Annotated in this window: 14 protein-coding genes, 2 tRNA genes and 2 rRNA genes; 8 read left to right on the plus strand and 10 right to left on the minus strand. The window is 43.1% G+C overall.

The window, feature by feature from the left end; all coding sequences use genetic code 11:
• Positions 1-130: 130 nt before the first annotated feature.
• A complete protein-coding gene (locus QDI94_RS07435; protein WP_278868137.1) occupies positions 131-3,841 on the minus strand; it encodes a leucine-rich repeat protein in 3,711 nt (1,236 codons plus the stop codon).
• Between the two features lie 133 nt (positions 3,842-3,974).
• Here QDI94_RS07435 and QDI94_RS07440 point away from each other — a divergent pair, with 133 nt between their 5' ends.
• Positions 3,975-4,322, plus strand: coding sequence for a helix-turn-helix domain-containing protein (locus QDI94_RS07440; RefSeq protein WP_117847273.1), 348 nt, complete (start codon positions 3,975-3,977; stop codon positions 4,320-4,322).
• Positions 4,323-4,622: 300 nt separating this feature from the next.
• Here the strand turns inward: QDI94_RS07440 and QDI94_RS07445 are convergent.
• The 4 genes from QDI94_RS07445 to QDI94_RS07460 all read right to left on the minus strand — a co-directional run bounded on the left by QDI94_RS07445 (position 4,623) and on the right by QDI94_RS07460 (position 9,631).
• Positions 4,623-7,452: ribosomal RNA gene (locus QDI94_RS07445) — 23S ribosomal RNA — on the minus strand.
• 305 nt (positions 7,453-7,757) lie between these two features.
• Positions 7,758-7,834 (minus strand) — tRNA-Ile (locus QDI94_RS07450).
• 79 nt (positions 7,835-7,913) lie between these two features.
• A tRNA-Ala gene (locus QDI94_RS07455) sits at positions 7,914-7,989 on the minus strand.
• Positions 7,990-8,101: 112 nt separating this feature from the next.
• Positions 8,102-9,631, minus strand: a 16S ribosomal RNA gene (locus QDI94_RS07460).
• The 16S and 23S rRNA genes sit together here with 2 tRNA genes alongside, the layout of an rRNA operon.
• A 495-nt stretch (positions 9,632-10,126) precedes the next feature.
• On the opposite strand from QDI94_RS07460, the gene QDI94_RS07465 reads away from it, so the two are divergent.
• Positions 10,127-11,269: a zinc ribbon domain-containing protein gene (locus tag QDI94_RS07465; RefSeq protein WP_278868138.1), complete on the plus strand. Its 1,143-nt coding sequence runs from the start codon at positions 10,127-10,129 to the stop codon at positions 11,267-11,269.
• 115 nt (positions 11,270-11,384) lie between these two features.
• Here the strand turns inward: QDI94_RS07465 and leuD are convergent, their stop codons facing one another.
• The gene (gene leuD, locus QDI94_RS07470) at positions 11,385-11,864 is read right to left on the minus strand and encodes a 3-isopropylmalate dehydratase small subunit (protein WP_015522977.1); all 480 of its coding nucleotides are present in this window, start codon (positions 11,862-11,864) and stop codon (positions 11,385-11,387) included.
• Between the two features lie 19 nt (positions 11,865-11,883).
• Positions 11,884-13,149 (minus strand): 3-isopropylmalate dehydratase large subunit, encoded by a 1,266-nt coding sequence (leuC, locus tag QDI94_RS07475; protein ID WP_101028358.1) that lies wholly within the window; start codon positions 13,147-13,149, stop codon positions 11,884-11,886.
• Between the two features lie 106 nt (positions 13,150-13,255).
• On the opposite strand from leuC, the gene QDI94_RS07480 reads away from it, so the two are divergent.
• The 3 genes from QDI94_RS07480 (at position 13,256) to QDI94_RS07490 (ending at position 15,774) form a co-directional block, all read left to right on the plus strand.
• Positions 13,256-13,909: a Crp/Fnr family transcriptional regulator gene (locus tag QDI94_RS07480; protein ID WP_101028359.1), complete on the plus strand. Its 654-nt coding sequence runs from the start codon at positions 13,256-13,258 to the stop codon at positions 13,907-13,909.
• A gap of 87 nt (positions 13,910-13,996) precedes the next feature.
• Positions 13,997-14,911 (plus strand): Ig-like domain-containing protein, encoded by a 915-nt coding sequence (locus QDI94_RS07485; RefSeq protein ID WP_101028360.1) that lies wholly within the window; start codon positions 13,997-13,999, stop codon positions 14,909-14,911.
• A 14-nt stretch (positions 14,912-14,925) separates the two neighbouring features.
• Positions 14,926-15,774 (plus strand): alpha/beta hydrolase, encoded by an 849-nt coding sequence (locus QDI94_RS07490; protein WP_101028361.1) that lies wholly within the window; start codon positions 14,926-14,928, stop codon positions 15,772-15,774.
• Between the two features lie 65 nt (positions 15,775-15,839).
• Here the strand turns inward: QDI94_RS07490 and QDI94_RS07495 are convergent, their stop codons facing one another.
• A complete protein-coding gene (locus QDI94_RS07495; RefSeq protein ID WP_101028362.1) occupies positions 15,840-16,676 on the minus strand; it encodes a helix-turn-helix domain-containing protein in 837 nt (278 codons plus the stop codon).
• A 137-nt stretch (positions 16,677-16,813) separates the two neighbouring features.
• Between QDI94_RS07495 and QDI94_RS07500 the strand changes: the two genes are divergently transcribed.
• The 3 genes from QDI94_RS07500 to QDI94_RS07510 all read left to right on the plus strand — a co-directional run bounded on the left by QDI94_RS07500 (position 16,814) and on the right by QDI94_RS07510 (position 20,092).
• Positions 16,814-17,626 carry an AraC family transcriptional regulator gene (locus tag QDI94_RS07500; protein WP_101028363.1) on the plus strand — a complete coding sequence of 271 codons (813 nt, stop codon included), beginning with the start codon at positions 16,814-16,816 and terminating at the stop codon, positions 17,624-17,626.
• Between the two features lie 477 nt (positions 17,627-18,103).
• The gene (locus QDI94_RS07505) at positions 18,104-19,252 is read left to right on the plus strand and encodes a 3D domain-containing protein (RefSeq protein ID WP_278868141.1); all 1,149 of its coding nucleotides are present in this window, start codon (positions 18,104-18,106) and stop codon (positions 19,250-19,252) included.
• A 282-nt stretch (positions 19,253-19,534) separates the two neighbouring features.
• Positions 19,535-20,092 (plus strand): hypothetical protein, encoded by a 558-nt coding sequence (locus QDI94_RS07510; RefSeq protein ID WP_278868143.1) that lies wholly within the window; start codon positions 19,535-19,537, stop codon positions 20,090-20,092.
• 164 nt (positions 20,093-20,256) lie between these two features.
• Here QDI94_RS07510 and QDI94_RS07515 read toward each other — a convergent pair whose 3' ends face one another.
• Together QDI94_RS07515 and QDI94_RS07520 are read right to left on the minus strand one after the other, a co-directional pair.
• Positions 20,257-21,057: a hypothetical protein gene (locus tag QDI94_RS07515; protein ID WP_101028366.1), complete on the minus strand. Its 801-nt coding sequence runs from the start codon at positions 21,055-21,057 to the stop codon at positions 20,257-20,259.
• 125 nt (positions 21,058-21,182) lie between these two features.
• On the minus strand, positions 21,183-22,508 hold the full coding sequence (locus tag QDI94_RS07520; RefSeq protein ID WP_176789864.1) for a 2-hydroxyacyl-CoA dehydratase: 1,326 nt from the start codon (positions 22,506-22,508) through the stop codon (positions 21,183-21,185).
• Between the last annotated feature and the right edge of the window lie 11 nt (positions 22,509-22,519).

Genomic DNA, 22,519 nt, shown 5'->3' on the forward strand with positions numbered 1-22,519 from the left:
CCCTTTTATTCTTTTACATAATCCCATGTAGCAAAAGAATATTTATAATTTAATTCATTTGCTGCTTCTTTCGGATTTTTAATATCCATTTTTATGGACTTGTTCATTGCAAACTATGACTGTTCCCCTGTCATTTAGTTCTATAAATATTTACCCAATCTTGCGTATACCAATATTTATATCCACTTCTTGTAGAAACGCCACTTGTTAGGCATAAGGCTGTTTGTTTTGGATTATCAAATACATTATATGCTTCAGCACGCAAACGAAGAGAACCAGCTGAATTTGCTCCTACATAATAAACTAAGAATTTATCTATACCGGCTATCCATCCCTCTGTATCTTCAAAGGTAGCCTCGCTTAACGAAGATTGAAAGAAAGCAAATCCGCCAATAAACTCCGTTGTTGGCGGAATTGTGATATTAGATAGTGATTTGCACTTGTTAAAAGCAAACTTTCCTATAGATTCGAGATTAGCCGGCAGTTCTACATCAGTCAAATTTATACAGTTTTTAAATCCGCTGTCCCTAATCTCAATTATAGAGTCAGGTATACTGATTGTAACAAGATTTTGACAATTTGCAAATCCATTCTCCAGTATCACGGTTACATCCTTATTATTGAATGTTTTAGGAATTGAGATTTCAGTGTTATTTGCAGCAGTTCCGACTCTGACTCCGTATGTTCCATTAGAAAGTAATTCAAATATCAATCCATCTGCTTCTTCCGAATAGGTACTGTCGTTTGTAATTTTAAATTTATCACTTGTACCGTCAGTATAGGTGATAACAAGTTCACCGTTGACAAGTTCTGTTTTTGCAATACCCCTGCCGTCTTTTCCGTCTTTACCGTCTGCACCCTTATCGCCTTTTTCACCTTTTTCGCCCTTGTCGCCTTTTTCGCCTTTGATATTGCCAAGGTTGCATACGGTGTTATCGGTCAAAAGAATACTGAGATTTCCGTCTGACGAAAGGGTAACTGTTTTAATACCGATACCGTCCTTGCCGTCTGTTCCGTTATTTCCGTTAGAACCTACAACTACACCGAGATTTTCTTTGTTGCCGTTTGTGTATGTAAGTATCAGCTCTCCGTTTGAGTTAATTTCTGACTTTGTTATGCCAATACCGTCTGCACCCTTAATATTGCCAAGATTAAGTACAGTTCCGTTTGAAAGTTCAACACTTAATGCACCCTCCGAAGATACAGTTACATTTACAATACCTGTACCATCTTTGCCGTCAACACCGTTTTTACCGTCAGTGCCGTCTTTTCCTGCAACTTTTCCAAGATTGGTAGATTGACCGTTTGTATATGTCAGTACAAGTTCACCGTCTGAATTAACCTCCGACTTTGTAATGCCAATGCCGTCTGCACCCTTAATATTGCCAAGATTAAGTACAGTTCCGTTTGTAAGTTCAACACTTAATGCACCCTCCGAAGATACAGTTACATTTACAATACCTGTACCGTCTTTGCCGTCAACACCGTTTTTACCGTCAGTGCCGTCTTTTCCTGCAACTTTTCCAAGATTGGTAGATTGACCGTTTGTATATGTCAGTACAAGTTCACCGTCTGAATTAACCTCCGACTTTGTAATGCCAATACCGTCTGCACCTTTGATATTACCTAATTCAAGATTTGTACCGTTTGTAAGTTCAACAGTGAGTACACCCGCATCGGATACAGAAACATTTGATATGCCTACACCGTCTTTACCGTCAGTACCGTTTGCACCGTCTTTTCCGTCAACACCGTTTTTGCCGTTAGTACCGTCTTTGCCGTCCTGACCGTCCTTGCCGACAATACAGCCGAGATTGATATTTGATAAATCGGAGAAAGTAAGTTCCAGTTCGCCGTTTGAATTTATAACTACATCAGAAATGCCAATGCCGTCTTTACCGTCCTGACCGTCGGCACCATTGGCACCGTCCTTGCCATCTTTACCGTTTATACCGTCAGCACCGTTTTCACCGTCTTTACCGATTACAACACCGAGATTTGTAGATGTCCCGTCTGAATAAGTTACTACTAATTCTCCGTCGGCATTGATTTCAGATTTTGCAACACCAATACCGTCCTTGCCGTTAGTACCGTCTTTACCATTCTTACCGTCAGTTCCGTTTGTACCGTCTTTACCGTTCTTACCGTCAGCACCTACTACCGTACCGAGATTTGCAGACGTTCCATCTGAATACTGAATAACAAGTTCCCCAACGGAATTTATTGTTGTTTTGGTAATTCCGATACCGTCCTTACCGTCAGAACCATTAGTACCGTCTTTACCGTTGGTACCATCGGCACCCTTAATATTTCCGAGGTTTAATTTTGCACCGCTTGTCAGCATGATTTCGAGTTCGTTATCTGAGTTAATTATTATATTCTGAATACCGACTCCGTCCTGACCGTCAACACCGTTAATGCCATCTTTGCCGTTCTTACCGTCAAGACCGTTTATACCATTTGTGCCGTCCTTGCCGTCAGCTCCGTTTTTACCGTCTTTACCGTTTGCGCCCACTACAACACCGAGATTGGAAACAGTGTTATCAGAATAGGTCAAAACAAGTTCACCCTTTGAGTTAATTTCGGATTTAATAACACTGATACCGTCACTACCGTCAGCACCGTCTTTACCGTCAGTACCGTTGATTCCGTCCTTTCCGTTCTTGCCGTCAAGTCCGTTTGCTCCTATTACATTTCCAAGATTTGAACGCTGTCCGTTAGAGTAGGAAAGCACAAGTTCGCCGTTTGAATTGATTTCTGCATTAGATACACTAATACCGTCCTTGCCGTTTGTACCGTTAGAACCGTCTTTGCCGTTTGCACCTACCACAATACCGAGGTTAGTAACTGCATTGTCAGAGAAAGTTAAAACTAATTCGCCCTTAGAGTTAATTTCTGACTTTACAATACTGATACCGGCAATACCATTAGCACCGTCTTTACCGTCAACACCGTTTGTACCGTCTTTTCCGTTCTTACCGTCAAGCCCGTTAGTGCCGTCTTTGCCGTTTGCACCGACAACCACACCAAGATTAGAACTCTGTCCGTTTGAATATGTTAAAACCAATTCACCGTCAGAATTTATTTCAGAATTTGTTATGCTGACGCCGTCAGCTCCGTTCATTCCGACAACCTTGTCAAGATTAACGGTTTTTCCGTCTGAAAAGTTAAGAACAAGCTGACCGTCAGAATTGATACTTGCATTAGAAATTCCTATACCGTCATTACCGTTTGCACCGTCTTTGCCGTTTTGACCGTTTATACCGTTCTTTCCGTTCGCACCATCTTTACCATTAGTTCCGTCAGTACCGTTTTTGCCGTCAATGCCATTCTTACCGTTTGCACCGTTGGTTCCGTTTTTACCGTTAATGCCGTTTGCACCGTTGACACCGTTTGAGCCATTTTTGCCGTCAGAACCGTTTTTACCGTCAGAGCCTACCGCTTTGCCGAGGTTTAAAACAGAATTGTCGGACAGGGTTATAAGTAATTCGCCGTTTGATGAGAAAGAAGCTGTCTTGATGCTTGCACCATCCTGTTTTGATGCAGTCTCAAGTGCAGATGCCCATTCTTTTTCAGTACCCGAATAGCCGTTATCCACCGCAATATCATAGGCAGATTTGCCTGAAAGAGAATCAAGCCATTCCTGCACAGTGCCTTCGTAGCCGTATTTCACAGCAAGCTCGTAAGCAGAAAGTCCGTTTTCAACTTTTTGATTTCCTTTATAAATAGTTACTCCAATCATACCGAGCAGCAGTAACAAGATTAGACATACACATAAAATCTTGTAAAATTTACCGTCTTTTTTCTCTGATTTTTGAGTATTAACAGTATTTTGCTCCATAGTTCTACCCCCAATTAAAATACAATAATGTTTTTACTTCATTTTACGACGGTATTCTCGTTTTGTCAACTAGTATTTAGTATTTTTAACCATTATTGCGTATCTTCCATTAAAATAATTATGGGTGATTACTATGAAATTCAGCGAAAAATTACGCTTGCTTATAGATGAGTTTGACATTACACAAAAGCAATTTGCAAATGACCTTAATATTGCCCCGTCAACAATAGGTGGATATGTACAAGGTGTAAGCGAGCCTGATTTTGAAACCTTAAAAAGAATAGCCTTATATTTTAATGTGTCGGCAGACTATCTTTTGGGCATACAGGAAAACAAAACAAATAGTCTTGCGGAAGTAGAGTTACTTCGTGTATTCCGCTCAATGACAAATGAACAGCAACAATTGTTCATTGAACAAGGCAAAGTATTTACTAAAGCAAATAATAAACTAAAGGCAAGAAAAATGACAAAATCATCTTAATTGATTTTCGGAAGTAAATTGAAAGTAACAGAAAAACAAAAACAGCGAAAGCAAAGAGAAAATCTCTGCTTTCGCTGTTTTAATATACAATAAATATATGGATAAAAGGCAACAAAAAAGCACCACATTATGTGGTGCTGAAAGTTCAAATGAACCACCGATTACTCGGTGTATATAAAAGGGTAAACACCCTGAAAACTGAATAAAGGAAAGAAGATTAAGAAGAAAGATTAGTTAAATTCATATTGGAATGACCAATCGGGTTAAAGTATATACTACAGAGCTGACCAAAGAAATCTTGTGGTCAAGCCCTCGACCTATTAGTACTGCCAAGCTGAATGCCTCACGGCACTTACACACGCAGCCTATCAACCTCGTAGTCTTCAAGGGGTCTTACTCGTTATACGATGGGATATCTAATCTTGGAGTCGGCTTCACGCTTAGATGCTTTCAGCGTTTATCCGTTCCGTACATAGCTGCCCAGCCGTGCCATTGGCATGACAACTGGTGCACCAGAGGTACGTCCATCCCGGTCCTCTCGTACTAAGGACAGAGCTCCTCAAATATCCTGCGCCCACGACAGATAGGGACCGAACTGTCTCGCGACGTTCTGAACCCAGCTCGCGTACCACTTTAATCGGCGAACAGCCGAACCCTTGGGACCGAATACAGCCCCAGGATGTGATGAGCCGACATCGAGGTGCCAAACCTCCCCGTCGATGTGGACTCTTGGGGGAGATCAGCCTGTTATCCCCAGGGTAGCTTTTATCCGTTGAGCGACGGCATTTCCATTCACATACCGCCGGATCACTAACTCCAACTTTCGTTACTGCTCGGGCCGTCACCCTCGCAGTTAGGCTAGCTTTTGCGTTTACACTCAGAGGCACGGTTTCCGTCCGTGCTGAGCTAACCTTTGAGCGCCTCCGTTACCTTTTCGGAGGCGACCGCCCCAGTCAAACTGCCCACCTGACAATGTCCCCCGACCGGTTTCACGGCCGCAGGTTAGAATTCCAGAAACCTAAGGGCGGTATCCCAACATCGACTCCACACAAGCTGACGCTCATGTTTCCCAGTCTCCCGCCTATCCTGTACATAGATTTCCGAAACCCAATATCAGGCTACAGTAAAGCTCCATGGGGTCTTTCCGTCTTGCCGCAGGTAACCGGCATCTTCACCGGTACTACAATTTCGCCGGGTGGGTAGTTGAGACAGTGCCCAGATCGTTACACCATTCGTGCGGGTCGGAACTTACCCGACAAGGAATTTCGCTACCTTAGGACCGTTATAGTTACGGCCGCCGTTTACCGGGGCTTCAATTCGGAGCTCTCACTCCTCCTCTTAACCTTCCGGCACCGGGCAGGTGTCAGCCCCTATACTTCATCTTTCGATTTGGCAGAGACCTGTGTTTTTGCTAAACAGTCGCCTGGGCCTATTCTCTGCGGCTCTTTCGAGCACTCCTTATTCCGAAGTTACGGAGTCAATTTGCCGAGTTCCTTAACTACCCTTCTCCCGCTGGCCTTAGAATTCTCTTCCTGTCCACCTGTGTCGGTTTGCGGTACGGGCATCTGCTTCTATACGCAAAGCTTTTCTCGCCTTCAGCCAAGTGTGCTTCCCTACTCTAATTTCGGTCCCTTACGCCCGGGTCAACCAACGCCCGGGTCACACCCTTTTGAAGTGTCCCTTTGCTTAAATTACAGATGGTTACGGAATATCAACCGTATGTGCATCGGCTACGCCTTTCGGCCTGACCTTAGCTCCCGACTTACTTGGAGCGGACGAACCTTCCTCCAAAAACCTTAGACTTTCGGCCATTAAGATTCTCACTTAATTCTCGCTACTTATTCCGGCATTCTCACTTCTGTATAGTCCACCGCCGCTTTCGCTACGACTTCTCCCCATACAGAACGCTCTCCTACCATACATTAGATGTATCCCAAGCTTCGGTGTATAGTTTAGCCCCGTTAAATTTTCGGCGCAGAGTCACTCGACCAGTGAGCTATTACGCACTCTTTTAATGAGTGGCTGCTTCTAAGCCAACATCCTGGTTGTCTGTGCAATTCCACATCCTTTTCCACTTAACTATACTTGGGGACCTTAGCTGTGGGTCTGGGCTGTTTCCCTTTTGACAATGAAACTTATCTCCCACTGTCTGACTCCTGAAAAACGATTATCCGGCATTCTTAGTTTGATAAGGTTCAGTAACCTCTCGGCCCCTAGCCAATTCAGTGCTTTACCTCCGGTAATCTATTTCAAGGCTAGCCCTAAAGCTATTTCGGAGAGAACCAGCTATCTCCGGGTTCGATTGGAATTTCTCCGCTACCCACAGTTCATCCGCTACCATTTCAACGGGAGTCGGTTCGGTCCTCCATAAAGTTTTACCTTTACTTCAACCTGACCATGGGTAGGTCACCCGGTTTCGGGTCGAATACAACCGACTTCATACGCCCTTTTCAGACTTGCTCTCGCTGCGGCTTCACACCTTAGGTGCTTAACCTCGCCGGTTACATTCACTCGCCGGACCATTCTACAAAAGGTACCCGATCGCTCTTTGATGAGCTTTCGGTGCTTGTAAACACAAGGTTTCAGGTTCTTTTTCACTCCCCGTCAGGGGTACTTTTCACCTTTCCTTCACAGTACTTCTTCACTATCGGTCACCGAGTAGTATTTAGGCTTGGAGGATGGTCCCCCCATATTCCCACCGGGTTTCACGTGTCCGGCGGTACTCTGGATACAGATGGCTGTTCAGGCTTTTCGTGTACAGGACTCTCACCTTCTTCGGTTGGACTTCCCATTCCATTCCACTAAACCTTTACAATACCGTTTTCTGTCCGAACCCCGAAAGTATTACTACTCTCGGTTTGGCCTCTTCCGCGTTCGCTCGCCACTACTTACGGAATCTCAGTTGATTTCTCTTCCTCGCCCTACTTAGATGTTTCAGTTCAGGCGGTTCCCCTCATATACCTATGTATTCAGTATATGATGACAAGACTTTCCTCTTGCCGGATTGCTCCATTCGGAAATCTGCGGATCAAAGCCCACTTACGGCTCCCCGCAGCTTATCGCAGTTAGTCACGTCCTTCTTCGGCTCTCGGTGCCAAGGCATTCCCCTTGTGCTCTTTGTAGCTTGACCATTATGAGATATCTTTGGTTCTTCTTTTTCTTGTAATGTTAATTACTCTTTTTGCAGTTTAATAAGCCTTTAGTTTATTTATAACTAATCTTCTTATTACCCTTAAGCTTAATTGTAGTATTTTTTACCTATGGTTTACGCATTCAAATTATCATTTGAGTTTGTTTACCTGTATAACTAATACTTTTCTCGCTTTATCTGCTTCTTTATTCAGTTTTCAAGGTGCTTTTTAGAAGAGATTTTAGACTTGATGATGTCAAGTCCCGTTGTTCTTCGCTATTGCTCCGAACCTCGGCTCTTCTATATGGTGGGCTTAAGTGGACTCGAACCACCGACCTCACGCTTATCAGGCGTGCGCTCTAACCGGCTGAGCTATAAGCCCATATTGGTTTTGGCTCGTTATTTCTTAAGCCGTATTTTTAAGAATAGCTGTTGCTTGATGACTCAAGCGCTATTCTTATTGGTGGAGATAAGCGGGATCGAACCGCTGACCCCCTGCTTGCAAAGCAGGTGCTCTCCCAGCTGAGCTATACCCCCGTATATCTCGGGCAGGACCCTGAAAATTAAACAACGAGTTTTGAAAGAAATCTTTCGTAATGCTGACCTTGGAATTTAAACCAGCTTGTTTCATCTGATTTGGTCTCCATAGAAAGGAGGTGATCCAGCCGCACCTTCCGATACGGCTACCTTGTTACGACTTCACCCCAGTCGCCAATCCTACCTTCGGCAGCGTCCTCACGAGGTTGGACTACTGACTTCGGGTATTACCGGCTCCCATGGTGTGACGGGCGGTGTGTACAAGGCCCGGGAACGTATTCACCGCGGCATTCTGATCCGCGATTACTAGCAATTCCATCTTCATGCAGGCGGGTTGCAGCCTGCAATCTGAACTGAGAATGTTTTTAGGGGTTTGCTCCACATCACTGTCTTGCTTCCCTCTGTTAACATCCATTGTAGTACGTGTGTAGCCCAGGTCATAAGGGGCATGATGATTTGACGTCGTCCCCACCTTCCTCCGTTTTGTCAACGGCAGTCCTATTAGAGTGCTCTTGCGTAGCAACTAATAGCAAGGGTTGCGCTCGTTGCGGGACTTAACCCAACATCTCACGACACGAGCTGACGACAACCATGCACCACCTGTCTCAACTTTCCCCGAAGGGCACCTAATGTATCTCTACTTCGTTAGTTGGATGTCAAGACCTGGTAAGGTTCTTCGCGTTGCTTCGAATTAAACCACATACTCCACTGCTTGTGCGGGCCCCCGTCAATTCCTTTGAGTTTCAACCTTGCGGCCGTACTCCCCAGGTGGATTACTTATTGTGTTAACTCCGGCACGGAAGGGGTCAGACCCCCCACACCTAGTAATCATCGTTTACAGCGTGGACTACCAGGGTATCTAATCCTGTTTGCTACCCACGCTTTCGTGCCTCAGCGTCAGTTAAAGCCCAGCAGGCCGCCTTCGCCACTGGTGTTCCTCCCCATCTCTACGCATTTCACCGCTACACGGGGAATTCCGCCTGCCTCTACTTCACTCAAGCTCTACAGTTTCAAATGCAGTTTATGGGTTGAGCCCATAGATTTCACATCTGACTTGCAAAGCCGCCTACGCACCCTTTACACCCAGTAAATCCGGACAACGCTTGCTCCCTACGTATTACCGCGGCTGCTGGCACGTAGTTAGCCGGAGCTTATTCATTAAGTACCGTCAATTTTCGTCCTTAATAAAAGAAGTTTACAATCCGAAAACCTTCATCCTTCACGCGGCGTTGCTGCGTCAGGGTTGCCCCCATTGCGCAATATCCCCCACTGCTGCCTCCCGTAGGAGTCTGGGCCGTGTCTCAGTCCCAATGTGGCCGTTCAACCTCTCAGTCCGGCTACCGATCGCGGTCTTGGTGAGCCGTTACCTCACCAACTAACTAATCGGACGCGAGTCCATCTTCAAGCGATAAAATCTTTGATATCAAAACCATGTGGTTCCGATATGTCATGCGGTATTAGCATTCTTTTCAGAATGTTATCCCCCTCTTGAAGGCAGGTTACTCACGCGTTACTCACCCGTCCGCCACTAAACTAAATCAAATTCATTCCGAAGAAATCTTTCAAAACAGTTCCGTTCGACTTGCATGTGTTAGGCACGCCGCCAGCGTTCGTCCTGAGCCAGGATCAAACTCTCTAAAATTTGTATCTCAACAGTCTTTCGACCGTTCAAATCAATTTCAGAGCTTTAATCGCTCATTGACGAATATGTCACTGACTATATCCGTAATTTATGATGCTTTTTAGTGTACATCTCACTGTAATTCTTTGAGCTTTCCTCAAAGTCATTACGGGTTTCTTTACTATATCTCGTTGTTCAATTTTCAAGGTCCTATGTTCACTTTGCACAAGAAAAACTTGATTCTCTCTTTTGTTTTAAGAGGATTTGTTGTTTTCCTTCGCGGAACATTGTCTATTATATACCTTTTTCAAGAAAAGTCAACCCCTTTTTTCAAAAAAATTCAATTTTTTTCAAAAAACTTTTTGCCTTGTGGATTTTCAAACAAAATTCTTCCTTTTACCACAATATGTTGTGCGAACTGAAAATATATGATACTACGCTTCAAAAAAATCTATTGTATTTTCTCTTTCAATAATATAAAATAAAAGTACAAATTAACATTTCGGAGGAAATTTTATGAATTACCAAAACACATACTATCCTTTTCATCAGAACATTCGGATACTTAAAGGATTCTTTGCAAAACCGCTTACATTGATATGCGGAATTGTGGCAGGACTTTCTGCTATACTCGGAACGGTTAAGTTTAACTCCGGCTCAGGCAGTACAAATATTTCTGTATCAGCAGGCGCAGGCAGTTCTCTTTCCATTCTCTTGTGCATTGCACTTATCTTTCTTTATGTTAAATCCCGTTCAAACGACCCTATGCCGTTTGGCGGTATGGTAACGCTTATAAAGATATATGCCATTATAGGTATAATTGCAACAGGTATCGCTATTCTTGCATTGGCAGGACTCGCTATTTCAGTTAGGCTCTTTTTAGGTGACGCATACTTTATGCTGTTCGCAATAATTATTTCACCGTTTATTCTGATAACACTTCTGCACTCTATTGCAATGCTTATGTGGTCCGGCTCAATCAAAAAAGGCGCTACAACGGTTTATCTTTCAAGCAGAGGTTCAATACTTCTCGCTGTAACTTCAATTCTTCTTGCTGTAGTAGGAATAGCAACAACAATTGCTATGGCTATGTATATAAAGTTATACGGCTACGAATTTTCCGAACTTCTTCGTCAGCTTGCAGACGAGTATCCGAGCTTCCATTACAACAACGCTTTTGACGGAAATACCGCCATTGGGTCGATATTTCTTTCCGCTGCAACTATTATTATGGTAATCAATTCGGTTCTGTCTGCTGTTTTTTACGGACTGTTCGCTGCTCTTGCAATTTCCTATCATATGTATATTAAGAAATACACAATGGGTATAAATCTCGGTGCAGCTCAGGCTTATGAGCCTACAGCAGAGCAAAGCAATGTTCCTGTGCCGCCTGTTGCCCCTGTAACAAATGAAATGCCGACAAACAACAGTCAGCCTGCTCAGCAGCCGATTGATTTTCAACCGAAGAGCGTTGATTTCGGTTCAATGGAAACACATTCCGACAACATACCGAAAGTTGCTCAGTTTGAAAATCCGTACACACAGGCTGTTGCCGATGATACAAGCGAAACTCCCGACGCGGTCATCTGTCCGAATTGCCATACAAAATGCGGCTCCGGTATGAAATTCTGCGGTAACTGCGGAACAAGGCTCAGATAAAAACGCTATACATATTATATAGAAAAATAAGTGGCTGTGAAGAACTGAGGTTTATGACTTCGTTCCTCACAGCCACTCTGTCGTTTTGCCGTAAATTAAAATTAAAATCGGCAAATTACATAATCGAGTTGATAAGACCGCCTTTTTTGATAATGTTCTGAATGAACTCGGGGAACGGCTCAGCCTGATATGTTTTGCCTGTTGTTTCGTTGGTGATGACGCCTGTGTCAAAGTTTACGGAAACCGTGTCGCCCTCTTTGATATCCTTTGCCGCCTCGTCACATTCAAGAATCGGAAGACCGATGTTGATTGAGTTACGATAGAAAATTCTTGCAAAGGTTGATGCGATTACGCATGAAATACCGCTTGCTTTGATTGCGATTGGTGCGTGTTCACGGGAAGAACCGCAGCCAAAGTTCTTTTCGGCAACCATAATGTCGCCCTCTTTAACCTTGTTTACAAAATCTGCGTCAATGTCCTCCATGCAGTGAGCCGCAAGCTCCTTGTGAGATGCGGTGTTAAGGTAGCGAGCAGGGATAATTACATCGGTATCCACATTGTCGCCAAACTTGTGTACAGTACCTTTTGCGTTCATTGTTTGTTACCTGCCTTTCTTATACCTTTTCGGGGTCAATGATGTAGCCTGCGACAGCACTTGCGGCGGCAACAGCCGGACTTGCAAGATAAACTTCGCTGTCAACATGACCCATTCTGCCGACAAAGTTACGGTTAGTTGTTGAGATTGCTCTTTCGCCTGCGGCAAGAATACCCATATGACCGCCAAGACACGGACCGCAGGTCGGTGTTGAAACAACTGCGCCTGCCTCAATGAAGATATCAAAAAGACCTTCGTGCATAGCGTCAAGCCAAATCTGCTGTGTACCGGGGAAGATGATGCAGCGAACGTTCTTTGCAATCTTCTTGCCCTTGAGAATGTTTGCGGCGGCACGCAGGTCTGAAATTCTGCCGTTTGTGCATGAACCGATTACGCACTGGTCAATCTTAACTTCTTTTTCGCCGATTTCATCAACTGTTCTTGTATTTTCAGGAAGATGCGGAAATGCAACTGTGGGACGGAGAGTTGAAAGGTCGATTGTGTACTCCTCGTCATAAACAGCGTCCTCGTCTGCCGTGTATTCGACAGGAGCACCCTGATATCTGCCGTTGCAGTATTCACGGGTGATGTCGTCAACAGGGAAAATACCGTTCTTTGCGCCTGCCTCAATTGCCATGTTTGCAATGCAAAGTCTGTCGTCAATGTTGAGGTATTTAAGACCTTCGCCTGTAAATTCCATTGACTTGTAAAGTGCGCCGTCAACACCGATTTTGCCGATGATGTGGAGAATAACATCCTTACCGCTTACAAAACCCTGTGGCTTGCCTACGATGTTGAATTTGATAGCTGACGGAACCTTGAACCAAGCCTTACCGCTGATCATGCCGGCAGCCATATCCGTTGAGCCGACGCCTGTTGAGAATGCGCCGAGTGCGCCGTATGTGCAGGTGTGTGAGTCAGCACCGATGCAGAGACAACCCGGTCCTACAAGTCCCTGTTCGGGGAGAAGTGCGTGTTCAATGCCCATCTGACCTACATCTCTGTAGTTTTTGATATCATATTTGTCTGCAAATGTGCGAACCTGTTTAACCTGTGTGGCTGCCTTAATATCTTTATTAGGTGTAAAGTGGTCCATAATCATTGCGATTTTTGTGTTGTCAAATACTGAGGTAGCACCGTTTTCCTCAAAAACATTGATGGCTACGGGAGATGTTACATCGTTACCGAGAACCATATCAAGCTTTGCCTCAATAAGCTGACCTGCCTTGACTTCGCTGAGTCCTGCGTGAGCCGCAAGAATCTTCTGTGACATAGTCATACCCATAATAAATCACTCCTTTTCTTTAAGTTAATTATTGCATACACCTTGCAAAAAGATTGTAAACTATGTTACAATTAAGGAAATTATTACCGATAGACGGGGGTAAGTTATGGAACAAAGGGTAAATGCTTACGGACACACAAACAGTGCTGTTCACGAAAATATGCAGTCGCTGATTGAGCAGTCGGGAAGCGTGAGAAAATACGCAAAAGATGAGATAATCTATCTTCAGGGCGACACGGCGCAAAGCTTTTGCTACATTAAAAAAGGCAGTGTAAAGGTGTATATGAACTCCGTTGACGGCAACGAAAAAACTCTCAACACGGCAAGACGCGGCGAGATTATCGGCGAGGGTGCTTTCTTTGACAAAAAGCCGAGGGTCAGCTCCGCAAAGGCGGTTACAGGCACAGAGGTTATAATGATTGACAAAAAGCGATTGACCGACATTATCGCACAGCACCCGACGCTTGCGTTTGAATTGCTTGAAATTCTTGCCAACAGAATAAGACTTTTGTCGTCACAGCTTGACTCGATGACCTTTATGCAGGCGGACGCACGCATTGCCGGACTGTTGCTTGAAAGCGAACATAACGGTTCTGTTGCAATTACACATGAAGAAATTGCCAACACGGTAGGTGTATCAAGGGTTACGGTCAGCAAAGCCTTGAGCAGATTTGCAAAGGCAGGGTGCATTTCTACCGAATATCGAAGAATACTTATAAAGAGCAGAGAACTGTTAAAAAAAATTGTGCAGGGAGATTGATTATTTATTTACAAAACGAATTAAATAGGTTAGAATGTTGATAGAATCTGTTGCGGATTTTACATATATATGTAAGGGGGAGTATTTATGAAAAAAATAATGCCGATTTTGGCAATGCTGATAATAGTTCCGTTTGTATTGTGTTCGTGCTTTGCAAAACAGGTAGAGAGTATGTCACTCAGTTACGAAGAGCTTGAGCTTCATGTGGGAGATACAAAACATATTTCTGTTACAATCAAGCCCGACGGGGCGGATGCCGGCACAATCAATTGGTCAACATCAGACAGCAAAATTGTAACCGTTGACGACGGAACGGTTACAGGCAAGGCAAAAGGAACGGCAGTTGTAACCGCAGAGAGTGAAAGCGGTCTTAAAAGGGTGTGTAATGTGACAATCCTTGACAAAGAGATTGAAGGCATTACCGTAAGCGAAAGTTCAACCTCCGTTAAAAAGGGCAGCAAAATTCAGCTTGAGGCAAAGGTGAAGCCTGTTGATGCGCCGTCGGACAACATTGTGTGGTCTTCGTCAGACCCTGAAACCGCAAGTGTTGACAACAACGGAATGGTACTCGGCGAAAATGAGGGCGTTGCAATAATCACTTGCGAAACGGAAAACGGAAAGAAGGCTACATGCACGGTTACCGTTAAAGATACAGAAAAGAAAACCACCGTGCCTTCAACGGAAGCTCCGACGCAGGCGGTAAAGCAGGAAAGCCGTGACCGTTATCCCACAGCCCGTTATTACAACTATGACAACGATTTTATTTTGCCTGATTCATCAATCAGAAAGCTGAACGCCAACGAGGTTATGGGACTTGGTTCAGAGCTTGCTCAGGATGCAATCAACGAAATCTATGCCCGTCACGGATATGTTTTTAAAACAAAATCAATTCAGAAATACTATGAGAGCCAAAGCTGGTATCATGAAAACTATTATTTCAGCGAAAGCGACCTTTCGGAGATTGAGACATATAATATAGGCTTGCTCCGCAAATACAACTGATAAGGGATAATATTATGAAGCTTGAAATGAATCTTAAAATTGAAAAGCCGAGATATTTTACCGTATCCGACATAACCTATGCACAGGTTGACGCATGGTTCGGACACACCACAAGAGACTTGAAACTCGACTTGATTTATCCAAAATTAAAAAACAAAAAATCCCCGTGTATTGTGTGGTTTTGCGGTGGCGGTTGGATAAGACTGGATAAATCTGCCCATTTTGCTTATCTTGCAAAGTTGGCACTCGAGGGCTTTGCAGTTGCAAGTGTTGAATATCGCACAAGCAATGAAGGGGCATATCCGATGCCGTTGGAGGATGTAAAAGCGGCTATTCGCTACATCAAGGCTCACGCAGACCGTTATAATATAGATGAAAACAAAATCGGTGTTGCAGGCGAATCCGCAGGAGGCTATCTTGCTGCCATGTGCGCTTTAGATAATGATAAGGCTCTTGATGTCGGAAATTATCTTGACTGTTCAAGCGAGGTACAGGCTTGCTGTGCCTTTTATCCGCCGACTGATGTTTCGGCATTTCCATATGAATCGCCGTTAACTTCGGCGGCAAGTATGGAGTCGCTCATGCTCGGAATGAATGTTGCACTCAATAAGGAAAAGGCAATGAAGTGTTGTCCCGTTTCGTATGTAACCCCGTCAGCACCGCCGTTTATGATTTTTCACGGAACAGACGATTCCACCGTTCCTTTTTCGCAAAGTGCCGAATTGCACGATTTGCTTGAGAAAAACGGTTGCGATGTCACATTGGTTGCAATTAACGGAGCGGAACACGCCGACATATTTTTTGCACAGGAAAAGCTGTGGGATATGGTGGCGAAATTTTTCAATGATAAACTTTATCAATAAGAAACGGCTGTATGCCGTATGCAAAAAGGCTCAGAACCTGTACAAAGTTCTGAGCCTTTAAAATTTTATCTGTTGAGAAGCTTCTTTTTATACTGCGCCGGTGTACGTCCGTATACCTTCTTGCACTGTGTAATGAACGACTTTACATTTGCAAAACCGTTTTCAAGTGCAGCGGCAGAAACGGTTGAATTTTTGTCAAGCATATCGTTGATTGCATTTTCAAGACGAAGGTTTGCAAGATATTCCGAAAAACTGACTCTGGTGATGCTTTTGAAATACTTTGAAAAATATGACGGTGAAAGATTGACTACCGATGAAATCTCGTTAAGCGGAATCTCTCGCTTGTAGTTTTCATTTATATATGCGATTGCTGTCTTAGCATACGAAAAATCCCTGCGCGGGATAATCGGATTGTTGCTTGCTCTCTTAAAGCAGGTGCAATGCTTCAAAAGCAGGTAATAAATCTTGTTGACATGGGCAATCTGAAGCAGAGTGCTGTACTCGTCATTTTTGTTTGTATCCGCAATTTCATCAAGAACATCTATAAGCTCCTGCTTTGTTTCGGGAGATATCGAAACATCGAATATAATGCTGTCAATCGACTTGCAAAACATTCGCATATATTCAAACGAAAGCTGAATACATACAAGACGCACTCTTGTTCCTGCCACAGGGCGAACAAGGTGAACATCTTCGCTGTTGAAGAGGATAAAATCCCCCTCGTTTACAATGGTTGTTTCACCGTTTCTCGGACATTCCGCCTGACCTTCGATAACATAAACAAGCTCAGGCTCTCTGTGCCAATGCAGCTCGGTTTTATGTGTTTCCGAAGAAAGGTTAAGATACATGACCTTGGCAGGTGTGTTTTGGTCATAATTTATTATTTCGTACTTATAATTCAATATGTTTCACTCCGAATTTCCTGTTGTCAAAAATGTGAAATTGTTGTATAATAACATAATTATAACGCGAAGATGTTCGAAAATCTATATAAATATGTTATGCAATTATGGACAAATGTTGTATTCGAGGTGGTTTTGTGAAAAAAAGCGACAATTATAAGGCACTGTCAAATATATGCGTTTCAAGCGGTAGGCGATTTTCAAAGGACAGCTTTGAAATTGAGCCTGCAATGCGCGAAACCTATGTGATAATCCTTGTGACGGCAGGCAAGGGAATTTTTATTATTGACGGTGTAAAATATCCTGTGAAGAGAGGAAATTCCGTAATGCTTTTTCCGTTTACAAGCGTAAAAATCGTTGCTTATCCGAACAATATTTTTGAGTACAAATGGGTTGAAATTACGGGATTTGAAATAGCCGTAATGATAAGCCGCACCAATTTTTCAAAAAACCGTCCCATTGCTCCCGAACTGCCTGTTGATAATTTTCTTCAATATTTTGATGTCAGCGATTCATCAAGCGAAACTGCCTATTCGATCTGCCGAACCAACGGCAAGGTGCTGATATTATTGTCGTACTATCTGCAGTATTATCCGAGCCGAAAATCAACCGAAACAAATTATGTTATGCAGGCAAGAGATTATATAGACAGAAAATTTCGTGAAACAGACTGCACCGTAAAAAGCGTTGCCGAAAAAATTCAGATTGACCGCACCTATCTTTACCGCCTTTTTAAGGAAGAAACAGGCACATCGGTAATCGGGTACATAAATCAATGCCGAATAAGAAGAGCCTGCACTATGCTCAGCAGCACTACGGCTCAGGTTAAAGATGTCGCTCTGTCAGTGGGATTTTCCGACCAGCTATACTTTTCAAAGGTGTTCAAAAAAATCAACGGCATTACCCCTACAGAATACCGTAAAAAGCATTTAAGCGATAATGTTGATTGAACAAGAAGCTTTTTGCCGATTGCGGCAAAATATATGTGTAATAATTTTTTGTGTATCATATATGGTATGCGTTATCTTTAAAGAAAGTGGGGGCGTTTATGTTCTCGCTTTCTTTGCGTTATGAGTATTAAAAATGCCTGTTTTGCCTGCTGTTTTTCTCTATGCAAATACAGTTACAAAACGGTTACAAAGTGGTAACGAAACGGTAAAAGTGAATTTCTTGCAAATTGCATATAAATTTGCAGGATAATTCCCGTGAAGAAACAAGGTTATATTGCAAATACAGAAAATAAAGGCGAAAATATCGTGAAGTTGCACAAAATTTCTCTTACTATACAGTTTGACATTCACAAAACACAGTTTTATAATGTGTGCCTGTAAAGAGCAGGTCGGCTCTTTAGTGAAGGTTTATGAATAAAATATGCAATTTTCATGCAAAATCAACCTAAGAAAATTGCAAGTCAGGAGAAATTTATTATGCAGAAAAAGAAAGAAAACTTTCGTCCCCTGCGTTCTGTAACGACTTTTGCACTTGCAGCTGCAATTATTACAGGCTCAATTTATTCGGTGGCTGCTGCCGCTGATTTTAGTGCAGACGCAAAGCAGGCTGTAACATCGGAAGGTGTGGAACTTGCGAACGGCGACATTATTTATGCAGGACTTGATGAAACAGGTTTTACAAGCAGAATGCTCAAGGCTGTTGAAATCAAAATTGACTGCAACGGCAAACGCCGCAGTATAAGTCTTGCAAAAGGCACAGTTGCCGATGTGCTTGAGAGAACAGGAATCAAGCCTGCGCACGACGAGGTGGTTGAGCCTGCGCTTTCAACACCGATTGCAAAGAATCTTACTGTTAAGATTTACAAGGGCAAAAAGCTTTCGGTTACTGCCGATGGCAGAACGGACAGCGTATATGCTCCAAACGGCAATGTTTGTGCTGTTCTTGCCGAGCTCGGCTACACGCTTTCTGATGATGACATTCTTAATGTTGACAGAAACAGCAACATTGAAGATGCCGACAAAATTGTTATCAAACGCGTGATTTACAAGAATGAAACCAAAACTCAATCGGTTGACTTTAAAACAGTCAAAAAAAATTCAAAGGATGTTGACCTTGGCAAAACAAAGGTTCAGACCGAGGGCAAAAAGGGTGAGGCTCTTGTAACGGAAAAATGCAAATATATTGACGGCAAAAAGGTGTCATCCGAAACGGTCGATAAAAAAATCACAAAAAAACCTGTTGACAGGGTTGTGCTTATGGGAACAAAAGGTTCTAATGTCAGCAATCCGGCAGGCACATTTACTGATAATAACGGCAACACGGTTGCTTACTCCTCTGTTGTATCAGGCTCAGGGACGGCATATACCGCTCCTGCGGGTTCACTTACAGCCACAGGTGTAACAGCATATCACGGCGGTGTTGCGGTAAACCCGAACATTATACCGTACGGTTCAAAGCTTTACATTGTTTCAACAGACGGCAGCTTTGTTTACGGCTACGCAACAGCCGTTGACACAGGCGGTGCGCTTATGGCAGGAACTGCAATTGTTGACTGCTTCTACAACACATATAATGAATGCGTCAACTTTGGCAGACGAAATGTCAATGTGTATATAGTAGGTTAATTTTAGTTCGTGTAGATAGTTTGATATAATCTAAACTATGAATTCCCGAGCTTGACTTGGTGATAAAATTAACTCTGTATGGTGAGTGCCTCACACTTAATTTGAATGGACAGTTCTATATAATCAAATCTTACGATATTAATAATGTTACGACATAATCAGGGCAGATACTTCGGTATCTGCCTATTGTTTTTGAAATTTATATTGATTTATCGGAAAATATGCGGTATAATATACTGTACTTATGACAGAACGAAAGAATGAACCGAAAGGAAAAATATTATGAAGAGAATTCTTACAGCAATTTTATGTGCAGGTATTCTTGCGGTTACTGCAGCAGGCTGCAGCTATAATGACGCACTTTATAAAGACAGTAACAGTTCTTCGCAGAATGGCGAGGACAGCACTCAGCCAACGACATCATCGGTCAGCGACCAAAAGTACAGCGATAACCTTGACGGTCTTGTTGATTATTTTGTTGCAAAGCAGTACATTGACAATAAGGATAACAGCATTAAGATGGACGCGTCTGCTATCGGTGCTGCAGAGGGCAAAAAGTTTGCCGCTAAGTATTCGGGTACTGATATCATAATTGAACTTTACCGTTACGATACAAAAGCTACTAACGATACTGCAAATAAGATTCTCAACTCTGTTAAGGCTGACGGTACATTCAGTATCTACGGACTTCCGAGCGTTACAGCCTACCTTTCTGACAACGGGAACTATCTTATGATTTATACTGATGCTTCAATTGATAAGACAAATCCCGATAAAACAAAGGATAACTACAAGCACCGCGATCAGGTTATCAAGGATTTCAAGGCTTTTAAAAAGTAATGTTATATATGTAAATAATTTGTGACACAGTATAGTTAGGGCTGTCGCAGAATGGAAAAATTCTGTGACAGCCCTTTTTCGTTGCAAAACAATGAAAGCTGATTTTACAACCGTTTTGATTGACGGAGCGGAGATTATACGGTCAAAAAAGCAATTCATACGCTTCATTGCTTTTTGACCGGTATGAAATTCCGCAAAAAGCCTGCGCTTCTGCCCTTTAGACAGAACCAGCCTACGGTGTCAAAAACTATTGCACCCGCAAAATTCACGAGCAGGTCTTTCATTGTGTCAATCAAGCCGATGTCAAGATAACCGTTGACGCCGAGATTTTCACCGTTTACAACGGTTGAAGTTATATCTCTGATGTGCATTATCACATTCGGCTTGCCTGAAATCAAGCCCGAATGTATCACCGTAACCACGGTGTCCTTTTGCATATCTTTTCCGAAAAGCATATCCGCACCAAACTCAAAAAACTCCCACACAACACCGACTGTCATTGAAAAGCAGAACGAAAACAGGCATACAAACATAGGCGAAAGGCTCAATTTCACCCGCTCACTTCTGTTGAGAATATCAGTCAAGCCGAATCCGACGCCTGCACAGATAAACCCGTTCACGGCATGAAGAATCGAATCCCATATCGGGATTTTCTCGTAGAACGCACCGAGTTCGCCCATAACATTTGCCGCAAATACAAACAGTACAACGATTATTTCAAGCACACTCGGCAAAGCCACCGACAATTTTCTGTCAACAAACAACGGCAGAGTCAACAGACCGAGCGTCAGCGCACAGGTCATGACATTTTCCCATTTACCGTTTAATATGCCGGAGATAATCAATAACGCGAGTATGAGCCGTATCACTATATAAACACCTGCCTTGACCTTGTGCTGTCGCATTTCACGCACATTCAGCCACCGTGCAAGCCTTTGAAAAAAGCCTTTAAGTCGTTTTTTCATAATATCCCCCGATTTTTACACTTATTTTTCCCTTTTTAATAATATAAACCCCTGTAAAATTGTATTAGTTTTTTCTTCCTGATATTACCGCAATTCTGCGATGACTCATAAGCATTGATATTAAATTACTTTTTCTCTGACTTCTCTGACGATTCGGATTTTTCGGCATTTTTTTCAGCCTCAAGCTTTTTCTTGAGTTCCTCTTTGCCGACAGCAAGCATCAGCTTGATACGGTTCTCTTGGTTTACCTTCGGAGCACCCGGATCATAGTCGATGGTAACGATATTGGCATTCGGTCTGATTTCTTTAATTTTTCTGATTGCGCCCTTGCCGTTGATATGATTCGGCAGACATCCGAAGGGCTGTGTGCATACGATATTCTCATAGCCTGTATCGGCAAGCTCAATCATCTCGGCTGTAAGAAGCCAGCCCTCGCCCATCTTACTGCCGTAGCCGATAACACCTTTTACAAGCTCCTTTGTGTGAGCATATCTGTGTGGCGGAACAAAGCCGTACTTTTCAGCGGCATCAACCATAAGTCCCTCAAGCTTTGTGAGGTAATTAAGAAGCATCGAACAGAATTTGTATTTAACTCTGCTTCCTCCGAACATCTTATAATCCTCAATACGGTTATCAACCTTAAATGATGCAAAACCCATAAGACCGGGTACGCAAACCTCGCAATCCTGTTCTGCAAGAAAGTCCTCAAGGCCGTTGTTAGCCATTTTGGAATATTTTACATAAATCTCACCAACTATGCCGACTTTAACCTTCGGCACTTTGTTAAGCTCAATTTTTGTGAATGACTTTGTAATTTTATCAAGGGTTTCGTCAATTTCTTCAAGCGTGTAGCCCTTGCCCTGTATGAGCATATTGGAAATCTTATCCGTCCACTCATCAACAAGCGCCATACTTTCACCCTTGTTCACCTCATAGGGCTTTGTCTGGTTTGAAAGCAACATTAACTGGTCGCCGTACACAAGACCGCCGACAAATCTGCGGATAAGAGGAAGTGTGAGCGAAAAGCCGCTGTTGTGTTCCATACCGAACGAAAGCGAAATTACGGGAACAAACTCAAAGCCTGCCTTTTTGAGAGCCTTTCTCAAAAGGAAAATGTAGTTAGAGGCACGACATCCGCCGCCCGTCTGAGTAATCATCAGGGCAACCTTGTGAACATCATACTTTCCGCTCTGCAAAGCATTGATGAACTGACCGATAACCAGCAAAGCCGGATAACAGGTGTCGTTGTGAACATATTTAAGACCTGTCTGTGCAATCTCCGGACCTGTTGTGTTGAGCAAATCAGACTTATAGCCATAGTAGTTGAACACCTTTTCAAGTATTTTAAAATGAATAGGCGCCATATTGGGCATAAGGATTGTATATTCCTTTTTCATCTGCTTTGTAAATAGCAAACGACCTGTTTTTTTGTCATACTTCAACTCTGCCATAACAGAATTTC

This window comes from Ruminococcus bromii, assembly GCF_928721825.1.
Lineage (GTDB): Bacteria > Bacillota > Clostridia > Oscillospirales > Acutalibacteraceae > Ruminococcoides > Ruminococcoides bromii.

Coding starts and splice junctions, on each gene's coding strand:
- QDI94_RS07510 (WP_278868143.1), top strand. CDS start 19,535: ATGAAGAGAATTCTTACAGCAATTTTATGTGCAGGTATTCTTGCGGTT.
- QDI94_RS07440 (WP_117847273.1), top strand. CDS start 3,975: ATGAAATTCAGCGAAAAATTACGCTTGCTTATAGATGAGTTTGACATT.
- leuD (WP_015522977.1), bottom strand. CDS start 11,864: ATGAACGCAAAAGGTACTGTACACAAGTTTGGCGACAATGTGGATACC.
- leuC (WP_101028358.1), bottom strand. CDS start 13,149: ATGGGTATGACTATGTCACAGAAGATTCTTGCGGCTCACGCAGGACTC.
- QDI94_RS07465 (WP_278868138.1), top strand. CDS start 10,127: ATGAATTACCAAAACACATACTATCCTTTTCATCAGAACATTCGGATA.
- QDI94_RS07435 (WP_278868137.1), bottom strand. CDS start 3,841: ATGGAGCAAAATACTGTTAATACTCAAAAATCAGAGAAAAAAGACGGT.
- QDI94_RS07490 (WP_101028361.1), top strand. CDS start 14,926: ATGAAGCTTGAAATGAATCTTAAAATTGAAAAGCCGAGATATTTTACC.
- QDI94_RS07480 (WP_101028359.1), top strand. CDS start 13,256: ATGGAACAAAGGGTAAATGCTTACGGACACACAAACAGTGCTGTTCAC.
- QDI94_RS07505 (WP_278868141.1), top strand. CDS start 18,104: ATGCAGAAAAAGAAAGAAAACTTTCGTCCCCTGCGTTCTGTAACGACT.
- QDI94_RS07485 (WP_101028360.1), top strand. CDS start 13,997: ATGAAAAAAATAATGCCGATTTTGGCAATGCTGATAATAGTTCCGTTT.
- QDI94_RS07520 (WP_176789864.1), bottom strand. CDS start 22,508: ATGGCAGAGTTGAAGTATGACAAAAAAACAGGTCGTTTGCTATTTACA.
- QDI94_RS07515 (WP_101028366.1), bottom strand. CDS start 21,057: ATGAAAAAACGACTTAAAGGCTTTTTTCAAAGGCTTGCACGGTGGCTG.